We start from the raw sequence: 15,575 nt of genomic DNA on the forward strand, positions 1-15,575 counted from the left end.
AGTACAATCAGGCCTTTAGGTAAACTTATTTTAAAAAGGAAGGAAAGTGTATGGTGCTTTTCTTGACATTTCCTTATTATTCAAATCTCTTTCGGATTTCCTGAACAGAAACAGTAGACGATTCTTGCATCTCACTACTTGCTAGCTCCACAGTATTTGTTTTTGTTGGAGAAGAAGCTTCAGATTTCGTTTTTGAATTAACAGGCTTAGGCGATATCGGTGGCTTCTCTGCCTTTAGTGTAGAACGTGGTGGAGTTGTGGATTTAGGTTTTACATTATCATCAGATTCATGACCACTGTCAGAACTATCCCTTCTTTTTTTATTGTCTAGTTGAGGGTTTAGAGGTGTTGAATATGTACTTTCATTATCGCTCCAATCTTGTTCATACTCTTCACTACTGCTACTCGATACACTACTACTACGACTCCGTGGTGGTGGGATCATAGCTGACATTTTATTGAATGCCCTGTTCAGGTTACTTGGCTGTTGTACGTTGCTCCCTTGCTTTCCATGAAGGTTTGCCCTTCGTTTCAGAAGTACTTTATTAAAATCAGCCGTAAGATCTTCTTTTTTTTCTTGTTGCCCACCTCCTTTATTGCTTGACTTCTTTGCTTCCTGTTCTTTTAACCTCTTCTTCTCAATCTCGTCACGCTTTTCCTTGCTCATGAGGTTTTTTCTTTGTTTTATTTCTGCAAACAAATCATCAATTGCAGGCCCAGAAGGGAAATTATTCCCTAAAGATGGAGGAGGAGGTGGCGGTACAATGGGTGTTTCAGGTATTACTGGAAATGATGGTGTAGGAGTATTGCTGTGTTCAAGTCCTTTTGCTTTCTGTAAATCTTGTGATTGTTTTCTACCAGGATCAACTCCTTTCTCGCTGTTTATTGCAGAAAGGTGTGAATTGATAAGATATGCAGCTAAGCTCAACATAACCAATGCAGAAACAAAAGCAATAACTGCAGAAGACACTGGCACTGCAGCACTACTTAATACCTCTAAAATGATGAAACACGTGTATACTCCAGCTACAGTACTGGATGTACATAATAATAAAATAGCAATTGAATATTTTAAGCCAGTTGCCTTTTTTTGTTCTGCTACAGATGACTTTTGATTTTCACTATCAGAGTGTACACCATTATGTTGTTCAGTCATAGGTTTTTTCGGCATAACCTGTTTAGTATTGCTTCTATCATTTTTAGTTTTGTCACTCGCATTATCTTCTTCTTTTGACTGAGCGCTATTTTTGGTTTCTGGATTCTTAACATGAATACTATTCTTGCTTCCTTCATCTGCAGTTTCGCTATTTACATTATGTTCTTCTTGTTTTTTCTTAAATAGTGGATTGTTTTCAAAATTAAGAGATGATTGTTGAACAGGACTCTTAGATTGACCTTTTTTTGGTTCAGTGTGACTGCTAATTCCTGATGTAGCCAAATTAGAAGGTTTTTTATTATCCTGTGGAAGTTTCCAATTCTTTAAACCTCCGGATGGTAAAGGAGGAGGTGGCGGTGGCGGAGCTGATGATGGTGTGTTACTATTAGATAAATCATTAGTAAGCATTTTTCTTCCTTATTATTAATATTATATTAATAATAATTAAATTATTAGTACTTGTCAATAATTTATGAGTAAGTTAATACTAAGATAATATATAATAAAAAGAAAAGAGAGAGGAGCAGTCTTCTAAGAAGAAATAGAAGCTGTTTTAAACCTCAAGTCATCACTTTGTTACTACAGCACATTATCGATGTTTTGGTATTCAGAATCATAAAAATAGCTTAGTGTTAGCTATTTTTATGATAACCTCTCTTAAACAATTGATATTTTACAGTGTTTTTGGTAAAATAATAGCTTAAGGCTTAGAATAAAAGTTTATGAGTGAAGCACAAGGTCCAAATATTGCAGAATGGCAGGCACAGCAGCAACACCAGGAAGCCGCTAGTGAGAAAAGTGGTTTCGGTCTTGGTCATAGTGACTCTGTTGCAACAATTGTGGATGGAATGAAGTGGATGTTCAACTTTCATGAAGGAGCAATTGCTGCTTATAATAATGTGTTTGAAGGTTTGGTAAGTGGTAGCAGTCTAGTAACGTTATTTGGGAAATCAGGTAATATGTTTGGCATAAAATTTCTTGAAAGTCTTGCTGAATATTTTTCAGGTGGAGGTGGAGAAGATATGCCATCAGAAGGAATGGGTATGGACTACGGTGATGAGGGGCATCATCCGGATGATTATCCCCACTCTAACAATGAAATAGCTCATAGTGCTGATGGTTTGCATGATATGCATGATGCAGGTGATCATCATGGCCAATCTTTTTCACCTGGTCCTTCACCATCTGTTGGTGATGATCATGAGCTTGGTTACTAAATAACTAAGAAGATTTTATTGTAATTAGTGAAAAAAGTTTCAGTTTTAGGATCAACAGGAAGCATTGGAAAAAAGACTGTAGATTTGCTCTTAAAGAGAAAGGAAGAATATCAGGTGGAAGCACTAAGTGCCAATTCTAACTTTGCTCTGCTAGCACAACAGGCAAATCTACTTAATGCAAAATATGCTGCCATTTCTGATGAAAGGTTCTACAAAGATTTAAAAGAAGATCTACTTGGTACAAACGTCAAAGTAGAAGTTGGTGCTCCAGGTCTAGCAAATGTTGCTTCTCTACCCGTTGATCTCTCAGTTATTGCAATAGTTGGCATCGCAGGCCTTGAGCCAGTTATAAAGGTTATAGAAAGCGGTACTAAAGTTATTGCTCTAGCAAACAAAGAGAGTATTGTTTGCGGTGGTAAGTTACTACTTAAAAAAGCTAAAGAAAGGAGCGTACAAATAATTCCCATCGACTCTGAACACAACGCAATTTTTCAAGTTTTGCAAAATGATGATAAATGTGTAGAAAAGATTATACTCACTGCCTCTGGTGGACCATTTTTAAATTATAGCCTTGAACAATTAAGAAATATCACAGTAAATCAGGCACTAAGTCACCCTACTTGGAAAATGGGAAAGAAAATATCAGTTGATAGTGCAACAATGATGAATAAAGCACTAGAAATAATAGAAGCACATCATTTGTTTAAAATTAGCCCAAATAGAATTGAAGCAGTAGTGCATCCTGAATCGATAGTACATGGAGTTGTAGTTTACCAGGATGGGTTTAGCTTTGCTGTGCTTGCAGAAACTGATATGGAAATTTCCATTGCATATGCTTTGTCTTGGCCAGAAAGATCAACTTTGAACTACAAGTTAGACTTAACAAAACAAAAAAAATTGACCTTTCAAGAACCAGACCACAAATGTTTTTCTTCACTAAAGCTAAGCATGGAAGTGTTAAATTCTTCTTCTCCACATACAAATAGTATTGTTTTGAACGCTGCAAATGAGATAGCTGTTAACGAATTTTTGAAGTCACGAATCGGTTTCTTAGAAATATTAGAGGTAGTAAAATCAACAATAGAAAATTTTGACAAGTACTCTGATATTAAATCACTATCTGACATAACAAGTATCGATTTTGAAAGCCGTATTATTGCTAACAAAATTATTGAAAATAAAGGTATCCGTTCAGCAGAGTGATAAAATAAGGTAGACGAGAAAAGACAACTAAATGGTCAAGTAGACCCATTTCATACTCCTGTCATCCTAGTAGCTGACACTGGGATCCAGAAAAATTTACAAGTAAACTGAGCTTATGCTAAATTCAATGAGATTAAATGAAAACCAGCATCAAGTGCTGGAATGACACCTTACCTGAACAGATAAATCACTAGCACGTTCGTTCACAATAACTTGAGAGAAGCTTACATCATTAATAACTGTATTTGCTCTATACAGAAAACCACATCCTATTGCAAAAAAAAGCAACGAAGTTGCAGCAAGTGGAACTGGGTTGTCAACTACGAAACATAGACCAACAGCAAATACTCCAGATAACAAAAAAGCACAAGCATAATTAGTTTGTTTCCTTTTTTGAGCGACTGCTTCTATCTTTAGGAATTCTGGTTCTATTGCTTTCTTGACATGTCCTGCAATACAATTTCTTGGACTTTTGTTTTCATAGTTTTTAATATTAGGTTTGATATTTGGATGTGTAAGTAATATTTCTATCATGTTTACATTTCCCAACTTGCAAGCAATGTGTAGAGCTGTATTTTTTTCCTTCTTGCCGGTCTTAATTTCCTCCTCTACACGAGCATAATTTTGAGGTATAAATCCTTCATTAACAGGTTGTGAATTGTCAAGGTATATGCAGCGAAGATATGGACTCCTATCTACTACTTCTCTCTCCTCAAATTCGTAAACTGGATAACCATCATGTTCCTTTGGTCTTCTCTCCATAACAGCTTGCTTGCTTTTAATATTTACATCAATTTTTTTATGCTGTACAAGCAACTTAGCCATAAGCTCTAAATATTGATGTTCCTCGTTATTACTAGTAACAAAAGCTGAAATAATGCACATCAAAGGTGTCATCCCATCCTCAAAAGCGTTAACATTCGCTCCTTCTTTCAATGCTTGTTGAAAATGATTCCAAGCTTCCTCAGGTGTTATTCTTTCACCACTAGCATTTTGAAATTCAATAGCTTTAAACAACTTTTTTGTTGCTTCACTTGTACTAAACATTTTAACCCCCTATCACAATAAACTTGATAAAATTATACATAGAAAAAATTAAAATATCAATTATTAAGCTAATGATCCAGAATATACTCCTTCGTTAAAGGAGACTGAGCATTTTCAAAGATTTCTTGAGTACTTCCGAATTCAACAATCTTGCCATTGCAAAAGAAAACTATGCTGTCAGATAATTTTTTAGCTTGCTTCATCGAATGAGTTACCATAATTATGGTGAACCTCAATTTCAATTCTTGTATAAGATTTTCGATTGCATTGGTTGCCATTGGATCAAGAGCAGAGCATGGTTCATCCATTAATAAAATAGTTGGCTTTACTGCAATTGCACGAGCAATGCATAATCTTTGTTGCTGGCCACCAGATAAATTTAGTGCACTATCTTGCAATCTATCTTTCAACTCTTCCCATAAACCAACCTTAGTTAAACTACTTTCTACTATTTCATCTAATTTTTGCTTATTTTTCACCATGCCATGCAATTTAGGCCCATAAGCAACATTATCATATATTGACTTTGGAAAAGGATTGGGTTTTTGAAATACCATACCAACTTTTGCTCTGAGCAATACAACATCCATATCACGTGAATATATATTACCCAGCCCATCGATTACCAGTTCACCAGTCGCTCTACATCCAGGTACGTAATCATTCATACGATTGAAACAACGCAAAAATGTCGATTTACCGCACCCAGAAGGTCCGATAAAAGTTGTGACTTTCTTTTTGCAAATATTCAAATTTATATCGAATAAAACTTGTTTAGAGCCATACCAAAGATTTAAATTTTTAACGAAAGCGTATTTATCGCTCATACTAAATCCTGCATTGAATAAAGTCCTGGAGTTTTATTCTCGCACAACCATATTGCTGCTTGAACCGCCCCTCTAGCAAACGTTGTACGATCAATTGCCTTGTGATTTAATTCTACTCGTTCATCGGAATTGACAAACATGACACTGTGATCTCCTATTACTCCACCTCCACGAGATACTGCAAAGCCTATTCCTCCTTTCCCTCTTATATTTGAATTATTATGTGAATATTGATTGAGCTCAAAATCCACTTTTGCAGCGTTAGCAACTGCTTTACCAAACTCTATAGCTGTTCCAGATGGTGAATCCTTTTTTAAATTGTGATGCATTTCCCAAATTTCAACGTCATACTCATTACCTAAAAGCTTGGCAGCTTCTTTTACCAATTTCAGCAACACATTAACTCCTATACTCATATTTGCTGACCATAATATTGGAACTTTAGCAGCATATTCTTTTAAATTTAGACCTTCTATTCCAGTTGTGCCACTAACTAGCGGTTTTTTAAATTTCACGGCCGCCTTAAGGCATTCTAGCATACATTCTTTAGTTGTAAAATCTATTACAACATCGGACGATTCAAATACCTCACTAATAGAACTTGTAATTTTGATTCCTAAATTGCAATTATTGCCTACAATAGGCCCAATATCTAAGCCTATATACTCACTGCCCAAGCGAGCAACAGCACCTGCTATTTCCACTTTGGTATTCGTAATTAATTCATTGAGTATTTTCTTACCCATTCTGCCTAAGCAGCCTATTACTCCAACTTTGATTTTCATAAAGCTTTTTCCACTATGTTAGGCTTTTTTTGAAGCTTTGTCATCTTTATAAGCTTAGCATATTTAGCCTTACACTGATAAAACTATAGCTATACATCGATGAATCTATTGAAAATTGATACGAAAAATTGTAATTAGTCAATTTTCTCCTATGGAGAGAACTTATAAAGAAAAAAAGAGCACCAAAGGAGGTGCTCCTTTTGAAGGGTTTGTTTTAATAATAACCGTTTCTTACTATACTCGGATTAGAGATATAATGTATTTGTGCTTCTGGTTCTCCAGTTATTGAGCGAGGTTGTGCCTTTAACACATTACAAAGGTCCTCCTCTCGTGCATCATGAAAATCATCATCTAATTCCTCTTCTGCATCATAAAACTTCTCTTGTTCATTATCCTCATTATTAACCTCTTGTTGTATTATCTTGTGACTAGCATCAGTATTATGCTCATCTTTTTCTTTATGTGCATTAACTAATAGAGATTTATTACAGTTAGCGTTCTTTGCTTCCAGACTAGTAGTTTCTGAACTTGGCACGCCATTATTTGTTGGCGCTTTAAAACTTTCAATAGAATCTATTACAACAAATGTTGAACCTTTCTTGAAGCCTAAGGACTTTTTCATTTGCCATACATGAAAAAGTTGGAGTTTATCTTTTTGTAGTATATTAATAATTAGAGATACGGAACCATCATCGTTATCTCTTTTACTAAAATTAATATTAAAATCATTTTTATTGCAGTGTATTTTCATACGATATTTACCTTTGTTTCTTGGATGCTTATAATCCTCTAGATTTTGTTGAATATCATCTGCAAGACGTAGTTCTAAGTTTCCGTTAAAAATGTTGATAGTAGAAGATTCTCTTGTTACTGCCAATGGATCAATAGTTGTATTGTCACCCGCTTGTTGTGCCGTAATAGTAGGTGTTATAGATTCAAATGGCTGATTAGATATACTACCCACTTTAATCTCTGTTACATCATTCTCCAATCCTAACATTTTTTTCACATTCTCAATACTGTCTTGAACTAATATTTTATCGCTATCGATATACTTCCCATCTTTGTTCTTCTTTATTATTGATTCTACAATTAAATGTTTAACATACTCAGGAGAATTAACACTCCTACCAGTAATGCAATATTCTCCTTTATTACACTTTAGATATACAAGAAACTTAGGATGATATGCGTTCTTGGTTAAACTACTTTTATAATCCTTAATGTTTATACACTCTTCCAAATTTAACCAAAAGTTATTCCCTTCAAATTCAAGCCCACCTACTACTGATGTTTTTTTTGTTTTTAATGGCTTGTAATTTATCTTATCCACTTTAACGAACTCTTTGTTTTTACCTAAGCCTAATACACGTATCATTTCTAATGGATTACTTAATACAGAACCTTCATCAATTTGTTTCTTTACTGAAGTTATTGACACAGACTTCCTCTCACCACCTATACTTTTCTGTGAGAGATAAGGGCCGGTAATATGAAAATCTCCACTTTCACATCTTACAAATGCATGAAATTCATTATATTGACATGGATTCTTATGTTTCTCTTCAAGGATTGTATAATTTTTATTTATCATAGTTAATAGTAGTTCACCATCGATAACTTCAAGACAAACTTTGGGTCTATCTATCTGCTTTGGCAGTATTAGTTGATTACCATCTAGAGTTTTTGGCAACGTATTATTTTTATTTACATTCTCATCTAAAGGTCTCTTTGGTGATATATTTTTTTGAGCAGCATTTGCTTTACTGCTAAATAACCAATTCCAACCTGATAAAACTTTTTTTGCAATCCATGAAATTCCTGTACGATCAGCAATCCACTTAAAAAAGTTTTTTATTTTTTTTAACATGTCCACTCCTTAAATTAATAATTTAATTATTATATATAAAATTTAATTTGTCAATTTTCCCTATGGAGAAAACTTATAAAGAAAAAGAGCACCAAAGGAGGTGCTCTTTTGTGAAGGATTTGTTTACTAATTAATAATACCGCTTCCTACTTTGCTCGGATTAGAGACACAATGTCTTTCTGTTGCTAGTGCTCGAGTTGTTGAACTTGGTTATGTAACTTCTGCATCATAAAACTCCTCTGATTCAGTAGTCATTTCCTCAGAGTAAGATCAGATAAATCTTCTCTAAACTTAGAAAGAGATGCAGTAAAAGCATTTATTAACTCTTGTTTTTTTCTTCAATAGTAGTTTTACCTGAAGATTGTCCTTGCTGTGATATGCTTTGTTTCGCAACACTTGTTTCACTTTTTTTACCACCAAACAGCCGCTTACAGCCTGATGAAATTTTTCTTGCAATCCATGAAATTCCTATGTGATCAGCAATCCACTTAAAAAAGTTTTTTATTTTTTTAAACATATTTTACTCCTTAAATTAATAATTTATATTATTATATACAAAGCATAATCTGTCAACTTTTCCTATAGAGAACGTATAAAGAAAAAAAGAGCACCAAAGAAGATGCTCCTTTTGAAGGGTTTATAGCAATTATTATGCACTAACACATAGACCATTACTAGCAGCTGGTGTTGTTGTAGAACTAGAAATTTCTGATTTAGGAACTATAATCGGATCTTTAGATATCTGAGTTATGGCAACGGTTGCTTGCTTTTCATTCAGACCTAAGATCTTCTTCATTGCGGCCAATTCGTCAGACGAAGTTTTATTATCCCCAGATACTACTGACTTTATATTCAAGAATACACCATTTTTCTCACCTTTAGGTTCATCACAAGTAATATGGAATACTTCTCCTTTTTCGGACTGGACGTGTTGAGTATATACTTTTAAACGATCAATAATATCAGTCCAATTAAGATCAGTATTACCACTAAGATCTATATCACCACAAAAAACTTTACTTGCATGTTTTATCTTTACAAATAGTTCCAGCGTTCCAGGTGTGTTTTCACAAATACCGGCAATAATAGGTAGTTTATCACGTTCCTTAGATTGCGTAATCTCAGCTCGACTGTCATCACCATTACTATGGATTGAATAATCTGCAGCTACTGGCTTCTCATGATTAACTGTATTATCCAAAGTTTTTGTTAATGTCTTGCTTGAAAACTTTCCTTGCTCTGATGATAGATTTTGTTTAGCATTACTTGGTTTACCACCAAACAACCACTTCCAGCCTGATGCAATTTTTTTTGCAATCGACTTAAAAAACTCTTTTATTTTTTCTAACATATTTTACTCCTTAAATTAACAATAATTTAATTATTACATAAAAAGTATAATATGTCAACTATTTCATAAAAATTTTAGTACTTGCTTGCAATTTTCAATAATTTAATAGCACTGGTGTTGACAACCTCCCCACCGACACGCTTAGTAACAAAAAATCTAACATAAGGTTTGTTTGTATAAGGGTCTCTCAATATTCTCATTCCTCTGTTATCCACGATCTTATAAGCTTGTTTGAAATCTGCTACTGCAATCATTGTAGGTGGCATATCAGCAGATTGATATACCGGTATTCCCATCAAAGTATCTGGAGTTTCAAGCGATAAACTCGGCTGCCAAAGATACTGACCTGTTTCAGATTTTAGTAGCCTCACGTCCTTTAACGTACTTCTGTTCATCAAAAATGATGCATTTTTAGAGTAATGTTCATTTAGAGAGTAGTACAATATCATTATGGCATCGCTGTCTAGCTTATCAGCTTTAATTTGCTCTATCTTATTATGACCATTTCCATTTTCGTAAGCTAAAATTCCTTTAGGTTGAAAAGTGCCATCACCTTTAATGAAGGCTTCATTCTCTTTCTTACTGAAAGTTTCGGCAACCTTTTCTACAAGCCAACTTTCAACATTGACAAATGCATCATCGAGCAATTTTTGTGATATTTGCGGCTGAGCATAGAGCTCGTAAGTTGTGATGGAAATCTTTTGAATTTTAGGTGTACTTGTGTCTTTTGCAAAATCATATTTGGATTTATAGCCACCATCTTCATCTTCTACTGTTTCACCACTCCAACCTGCACCAGCACGGTCACAATCTTCTATAATATAATCCAGCGTTTCAGTAGAGATTCTTTGACTAGAACATATTTGCCGCATTGGAGATGAATCAGCTATACGCTTGTTTATGCGTTTTACAATATGAGGAGTAACTAAATACCCTCCAATATCATTGTCATCTCCACTTAGGGTTTTGTGTGATAACCTGTTTTCCATTCCTTTGCGAATATAATCAGAAAAATATTTATCACCTGTATTAAAATCTGTGCTAATCTCTGGGCGTTGAGCTGAGGTTTCAATAAAATCTAAGCGCTCTTTGCAATTATCAATATTACTATTTATCTTGCATAGCTGCTCAGGCCCTTTGCTTTCGATTTCTTTTAGTTTACGATCATTTATTAGTTTAAATTGCTCCCATGATGAAGCAAGTTCATTAACACGGTGAGCGATATCAGTAAGTGACATAATAGCCTCCTTTAAAAATAAAATTAGAATAGTTATTGTAATTTGAAGGTAATCTTTATCAGTAATCTCAGCGTTGTCATGCAACCTGCATTCAGAAAAAAGACCGGTGAATGGCAGCTTAGTATAACTCAAACGCTTGTTTACAACCAGTGCTGGGAGGCGCCCTCATGGTAAACAACGTTCATACAACTGTGACGTATAATGCTCGTACCTGCCATTCACCGGTCTTTTTTCTGGATTCTAGCATTGGCTTCATGGTAGATACAAATGAACGTAAGCTGCTTGGTAACGGGAGAAAAATGATAATGATTACTTGTTGAAGTAAAAAAAGCAGTGTAGTATTACACCACGCTAAGTATTATACTTAATTGTCAGTACTATACAGCATCCATTTTTTTGTGTCAAGCACTTTTTTTCACTGAGTAGGAGAATGTGCAAATAAAGTACGTAGCCGTATAAAGCTGGGATCCATTTTTCTATCATCACCAGAAACGTTGATTACTTTTATACCTGTAAATTTAACTGGATCCCAGTTTCAGGGCACTGGGATGACAGAAGAAAAAGGCCTGTATCGGCTACTTCGATGACACTCACAGCCCTGTCATTCCAGTGCGTGACGCTGGAATCCAGAAAAAAAAGAAAAATGGTCAAGCACTGACCCATTTAGTTATCTTTTCTCGTCTACCTTGTTTTGCCACCCTGCTGAACGGATACATACCGTTTGTTGCTTTTACTCTATGCTACCTTATCTGCCCTGCTTCAATCAGTAAGGGATTTCAATATTAACTCTGCACTACTTGCGGGATTGCTACTCTCTGTAATGGGTCTGCCAATTACGATATAATCAGCTCCTGAATTTATTGCTTCTTTTGGTGTTGCTGTCCTTTTTTGATCATCATGACCTCGATTCATACGGATTCCTGGAGTAATAATTTTAAAGTCTTTACCACATTCTTGGCGCACTTCTTGAGCTTCTAGTGCAGAGCAAACTACTCCATGTAGTCCAATCTTTTTTGCAAGCTTTGCTAGCAAAATTACCTGTGATTTTGCCTCCCTTGCTACTCCGAGTTCACTCAGATCTTCATTGCCCATACTAGTTAGTACTGTTACTCCAATTAGCTTTATTTTCTTTCCTTGCACTATACTTAGTGCTTCTTTAAGCATTTTTGTTCCACCACTGATATGCAATGTTAGCATTTCAACATCTAGAGCTTTTATTGCTTCAACTGTTCTAGCTACAGTGTTTGGAATATCATACAATTTTAGATCTAAAAAAATTGGTACATTGCATTTTGCAACTTCTCTCACTCCAGAAGGACCATGTGCAGCAAAAAATTCTAACCCAAGTTTTACCATGCCAACCTTATCACGCAGACCATTAGCCCAAGATATGGCTTCATTCAAATCTTGTGTATCCAGTGCGCATATTATTGGGTTCATTATCTTGTATAATTTTTTTTATAATAAGAGTAATTGTTGCATTTTACCATCCATATTCAGGGATTGGTCCACTTGCAATGCTTTGTACAGACACTGAACACGATAATCTGGTCGGAGTGGGTGAACGACTGGCATATCCAAGATCTTCCTGTAAAGAATCAGACGTTTCCTCCGATGTTTTGGAACCTTTCATTGGCTTGAATTGCACAAGCTGCCCTAATATAAATTTTATTTTCTGAGTCTCCCCTAATATTATTTTTTTGCTATAATCTTTAATTGTTTCATTTTCTCTTATTGATTCTTCTATCTTATCTATCACATATTGAAGTTGTTTTATTTGACTGTCTCGCTCTAAAAGTGAATTTCTTAAATTTTTCACTTCGTTATTACAATCTTGTCTTATTCTGTCTAACTCAAAAGATTGATTTTTAATTAAACCGTCTGCTTTATCTAGCTCTTCAAATTTCCTTTTTAACTCTTGAGATAAGTTTTTATTTTTCTGATCAATTTCTTTAAATTTACATTGTAATTCATCTAATTTCACACAAAGTTCTTCTTTTCTTTTATGTAATTCTTCTTTTTTCATATACAGTATATGTTTCTCTTTACGTAATTTGTCTATTTCCTTAGATAACTCCTCTTTTTCTTTAGATAATTTCTCTACTTCCTTATATAATTCCTCATATTTATCATTGTCTATTTTTCTTTTCAATTCGATTATAAGTTTTTTCCTCTCAGTTAGATTAGCTTCTTTTTCCTGTAACTGTTTACACAAATATGAGATTTTATGGAGTAGTTCTTTTTCTTGTGCAGCAAGCTCATCTTTCTCCTTCGTTACTTTTTCTAATTCGTCTGTTATTCCAATTATATGGATCATTTTTGCTTCTAATTTCTCCTCCAAAGATTTTTTTTCTTTAAGAAAAGATTTCCTCTCAGTTTCTATTTTTTGACCAAATTTTCTTTCTTCCTCGTATAAATTGTGCTTTTCTTGAGTCAACTCACGCTCTTTGTGAGCAAATTTCTTCTCCACTTTACTAGTGTCAATAATTATTTTATACAAAATCATAAAAGCCAAAACAGATAATACAGCTAAAGCGAGAATTAAAGAACTAGGTACATTAATAAGCGCTAAAGATGTAAGTAACGTGAGAGTAGCCAGAGAACTAGCTATAAAATAAAATGTATTATATTTATTAAGTAAATTGCTCATCACCTATACACAAAACTGCAGCAGTCTTGTATATATTGATTAAAATTGTCTTACCTGTAGAGGAGAACACTTATCACAATTTTACCAGTGATAAACTTTAGTTGATATTCTAACTAAACTCAAAATGCAAGGTGGCATCAGACAGGAGTAGAACATCTAGGAGTAGAACATCTACTAGAATATCCAAAATCTTCTGAATATGAAGCTTCATCCAGCTCTTTATTTGGTAGTGCTGATAAATCTCCATTACTTATATCTGAAGGAGGAAGGCTATCATTAGTTTGTACAGATATTTCTTCAATTACTCCTTTTATTTCTTGATCACTGACTCCAACATTCTTGATTAATTCCTCCAATCTATTCAAAATCTCTAATACAGTTTCCTGCGATATAATCACTTTATCTCCTTCTCTTACATTCTCTTTGAACAAATATATCATGTTTTTTGCCAAATCTTGTGCTAAGCTCACACGATTCTGATGAACTAATGAAGATTGATCATTCAAATCTGAAATTTCTTCTTTTATAGAATGCTTCTCAAATAGTAACTCTTTGTACTTTTCATGTTGAATTTGACTTTCTTCCTCCAGATTGATGCTATAATTTTCCAACTCTTCACTGTTTTTTCTTTCTTTATTAAGAATTTTTTCTAACTCTTTAATCCTACTGAAATATTTAGTTTCTTTCTCTTCCGATTGCTTACTTAGTTCTTCTAAATCTACAGTTAGTTTAATCACTTCTTGAGTTTTTTCATTTAACTTTTCTTGTAATCGTCTTTTTTCTTCTTCTAAATCCGATGATTTAAGTATTAAATCATAAGTTTCAGAACTTTCTTTTTGCAACTGCGCTTCTAACTCTGCTATTTTTTTCTCTTTCTTTTCTAAACATGTCATCAATTCTGTTACTTTTTTAGATTCTAATTCATGTGATTGATTTTTTAATCTCTGGATTTCATTGTCCTTATTACTTAACTTTTTTTGAGCATCATTCAGTTCTTGTTCTAACCTTTTATTTTCATTCATTGATTCAGCCAGTCCGTACTCTGATTTCCTTATTTGATCCTTTAGTCTTTTTACTCTGACATCTCGACCTTCAGCATATTCTTCCAAATTTTGCTTTTCTTTACTTAACTGTTGTATCTTTTCTTGCATTTCCCTTAACTTCTTATTTAACTTTTCCTTCTCTATTCTTTTCTCCTCAAATTCACTCTCTACCGAATCACTTAGCTGCTTGAGTTTTTGTGTTACTTCAGCCAAAACTTCATCTTTTTCCCTTACCTTTCCATTTAATTCCTCTACCTCTCTCATTTTTTGCTGTAATTGTTCTAATATAGTTTGATTATTTCCAGTTAATCTTGTATTTTCTTTTTCCAATTTATTAATTCTTTCGTTTAAGCTTTCATCTACAACTTGTGCAATTTTGTCTTGCATTTTAGTACTACCTATTTGAGCTTTTTTGATGCCACGCTCAATTTCTTGAGTTGTTTGAATGTTAATATTTCTATTACTATTTTCTATCACAATCTCAGATGATTTATGATTGCCTTTCTCCTTATTTCTAAATTTTATTTGATACAAGAATAAGTTACCTATTTTTACATCTTTATTTGCTTTCAATTGATCATCAGTAACACGATTACGCTCGATAAGTTCTATACCATTAGCATCAATATTAATTATAATAGTGCACTTTTTTCCGTCCTCATCACACCAATTCAGAGTCATTTCGTATGCACTATCAGTTACAACATAGTGCCTTATTCCTTCTTCAGAAACAAAACCGTGCATTCCATTTTTTCCATTGCTATGCAGAGTTGAAAACCCTGAAATTCCATTATCTTGACAGAAATTACTATTCAAAAACTCACTGACTTTGAATTTGTTTTTATTAGCTCCCAATTTAACTTCTGCACAACTACCATATATTGACACTGTTTCAACACCACTTTCAATATACCCATTCAATACTTTTTTAGCCTTATCTTGAAGCTCTAGTCTCGCCTCCTTTACATTATTGAAATCTTGGATAACGGCTTTATACAATTCATCTTCATTAAAATTGGCATTGTATTTTATTAAAAAAGATAATATGTGAAGACTAGCTACAGCAGTGTGAATTGATTTATTCTTTTCTTTTATCTTACCGAGCAAAAACAAAAACCTTTGAATGAAGTCATGATAATCATCTTTTTGCTCTTCAATTTTATTATTATATGAATTACCAATCATTAT

The 15,575-nt window shown here is 33.9% G+C and carries 14 protein-coding genes; 3 read left to right on the plus strand and 11 right to left on the minus strand.

Annotation, left to right across the window (positions count from 1 at the left end):
* Positions 1-76 precede the first annotated feature (76 nt).
* The gene (locus AB3210_RS03545; protein ID WP_230609102.1) at positions 77-1,564 is read right to left on the minus strand and encodes a hypothetical protein; all 1,488 of its coding nucleotides are present in this window, start codon (positions 1,562-1,564) and stop codon (positions 77-79) included.
* A gap of 314 nt (positions 1,565-1,878) precedes the next feature.
* Here AB3210_RS03545 and AB3210_RS03550 point away from each other — a divergent pair, with 314 nt between their 5' ends.
* Both AB3210_RS03550 and dxr read left to right on the plus strand, forming a co-directional pair.
* Complete coding sequence (locus AB3210_RS03550) at positions 1,879-2,373, plus strand: hypothetical protein (RefSeq protein ID WP_230609104.1); 495 nt, start codon at positions 1,879-1,881, stop codon at positions 2,371-2,373.
* A gap of 27 nt (positions 2,374-2,400) precedes the next feature.
* Positions 2,401-3,576 carry a 1-deoxy-D-xylulose-5-phosphate reductoisomerase gene (dxr, locus tag AB3210_RS03555; RefSeq protein WP_052264991.1) on the plus strand — a complete coding sequence of 392 codons (1,176 nt, stop codon included), beginning with the start codon at positions 2,401-2,403 and terminating at the stop codon, positions 3,574-3,576.
* A 150-nt stretch (positions 3,577-3,726) separates the two neighbouring features.
* On the opposite strand, the gene AB3210_RS03560 is transcribed toward dxr, so the two are convergent.
* The 7 genes from AB3210_RS03560 to AB3210_RS03590 all read right to left on the minus strand — a co-directional run bounded on the left by AB3210_RS03560 (position 3,727) and on the right by AB3210_RS03590 (position 10,694).
* On the minus strand, positions 3,727-4,623 hold the full coding sequence (locus AB3210_RS03560) for an ankyrin repeat domain-containing protein (protein ID WP_052264992.1): 897 nt from the start codon (positions 4,621-4,623) through the stop codon (positions 3,727-3,729).
* Between the two features lie 68 nt (positions 4,624-4,691).
* Complete coding sequence (gene pstB, locus AB3210_RS03565) at positions 4,692-5,450, minus strand: phosphate ABC transporter ATP-binding protein PstB (RefSeq protein ID WP_010401422.1); 759 nt, start codon at positions 5,448-5,450, stop codon at positions 4,692-4,694.
* The gene (gene dapB / locus AB3210_RS03570; RefSeq protein ID WP_052264993.1) at positions 5,447-6,235 is read right to left on the minus strand and encodes a 4-hydroxy-tetrahydrodipicolinate reductase; all 789 of its coding nucleotides are present in this window, start codon (positions 6,233-6,235) and stop codon (positions 5,447-5,449) included. Before dapB ends, pstB begins: the two co-directional genes overlap by 4 nt.
* Before the next feature lie 214 nt (positions 6,236-6,449).
* Entirely contained in the window at positions 6,450-8,105 is a 1,656-nt protein-coding gene (locus tag AB3210_RS03575) for a hypothetical protein (protein WP_230609106.1), read from the minus strand.
* Between the two features lie 319 nt (positions 8,106-8,424).
* Positions 8,425-8,622, minus strand: a complete 198-nt coding sequence (locus tag AB3210_RS03580; protein ID WP_149168885.1) for a hypothetical protein — start codon at positions 8,620-8,622, stop codon at positions 8,425-8,427.
* A gap of 132 nt (positions 8,623-8,754) precedes the next feature.
* Positions 8,755-9,456 (minus strand): hypothetical protein, encoded by a 702-nt coding sequence (locus AB3210_RS03585; protein WP_052264864.1) that lies wholly within the window; start codon positions 9,454-9,456, stop codon positions 8,755-8,757.
* A 74-nt stretch (positions 9,457-9,530) separates the two neighbouring features.
* Complete coding sequence (locus AB3210_RS03590) at positions 9,531-10,694, minus strand: phage major capsid protein (protein WP_052264865.1); 1,164 nt, start codon at positions 10,692-10,694, stop codon at positions 9,531-9,533.
* Positions 10,695-10,861: 167 nt separating this feature from the next.
* On the opposite strand from AB3210_RS03590, the gene AB3210_RS03595 reads away from it, so the two are divergent.
* Positions 10,862-11,014, plus strand: a complete 153-nt coding sequence (locus AB3210_RS03595) for a hypothetical protein (protein WP_156220886.1) — start codon at positions 10,862-10,864, stop codon at positions 11,012-11,014.
* Between the two features lie 439 nt (positions 11,015-11,453).
* Here AB3210_RS03595 and pyrF read toward each other — a convergent pair whose 3' ends face one another.
* From pyrF to AB3210_RS03610, 3 genes are all read right to left on the minus strand, one after another.
* On the minus strand, positions 11,454-12,134 hold the full coding sequence (pyrF, locus tag AB3210_RS03600; protein WP_012481735.1) for an orotidine-5'-phosphate decarboxylase: 681 nt from the start codon (positions 12,132-12,134) through the stop codon (positions 11,454-11,456).
* Between the two features lie 43 nt (positions 12,135-12,177).
* Positions 12,178-13,344 carry a hypothetical protein gene (locus AB3210_RS03605; RefSeq protein WP_052264866.1) on the minus strand — a complete coding sequence of 389 codons (1,167 nt, stop codon included), beginning with the start codon at positions 13,342-13,344 and terminating at the stop codon, positions 12,178-12,180.
* A gap of 137 nt (positions 13,345-13,481) precedes the next feature.
* On the minus strand, positions 13,482-15,572 hold the full coding sequence (locus AB3210_RS03610) for a hypothetical protein (RefSeq protein ID WP_262986591.1): 2,091 nt from the start codon (positions 15,570-15,572) through the stop codon (positions 13,482-13,484).
* Positions 15,573-15,575: the final 3 nt, after the last annotated feature.

It is taken from the genome of Wolbachia endosymbiont (group B) of Scrobipalpa ocellatella (assembly GCF_964188425.1).
Taxonomy (GTDB): domain Bacteria; phylum Pseudomonadota; class Alphaproteobacteria; order Rickettsiales; family Anaplasmataceae; genus Wolbachia.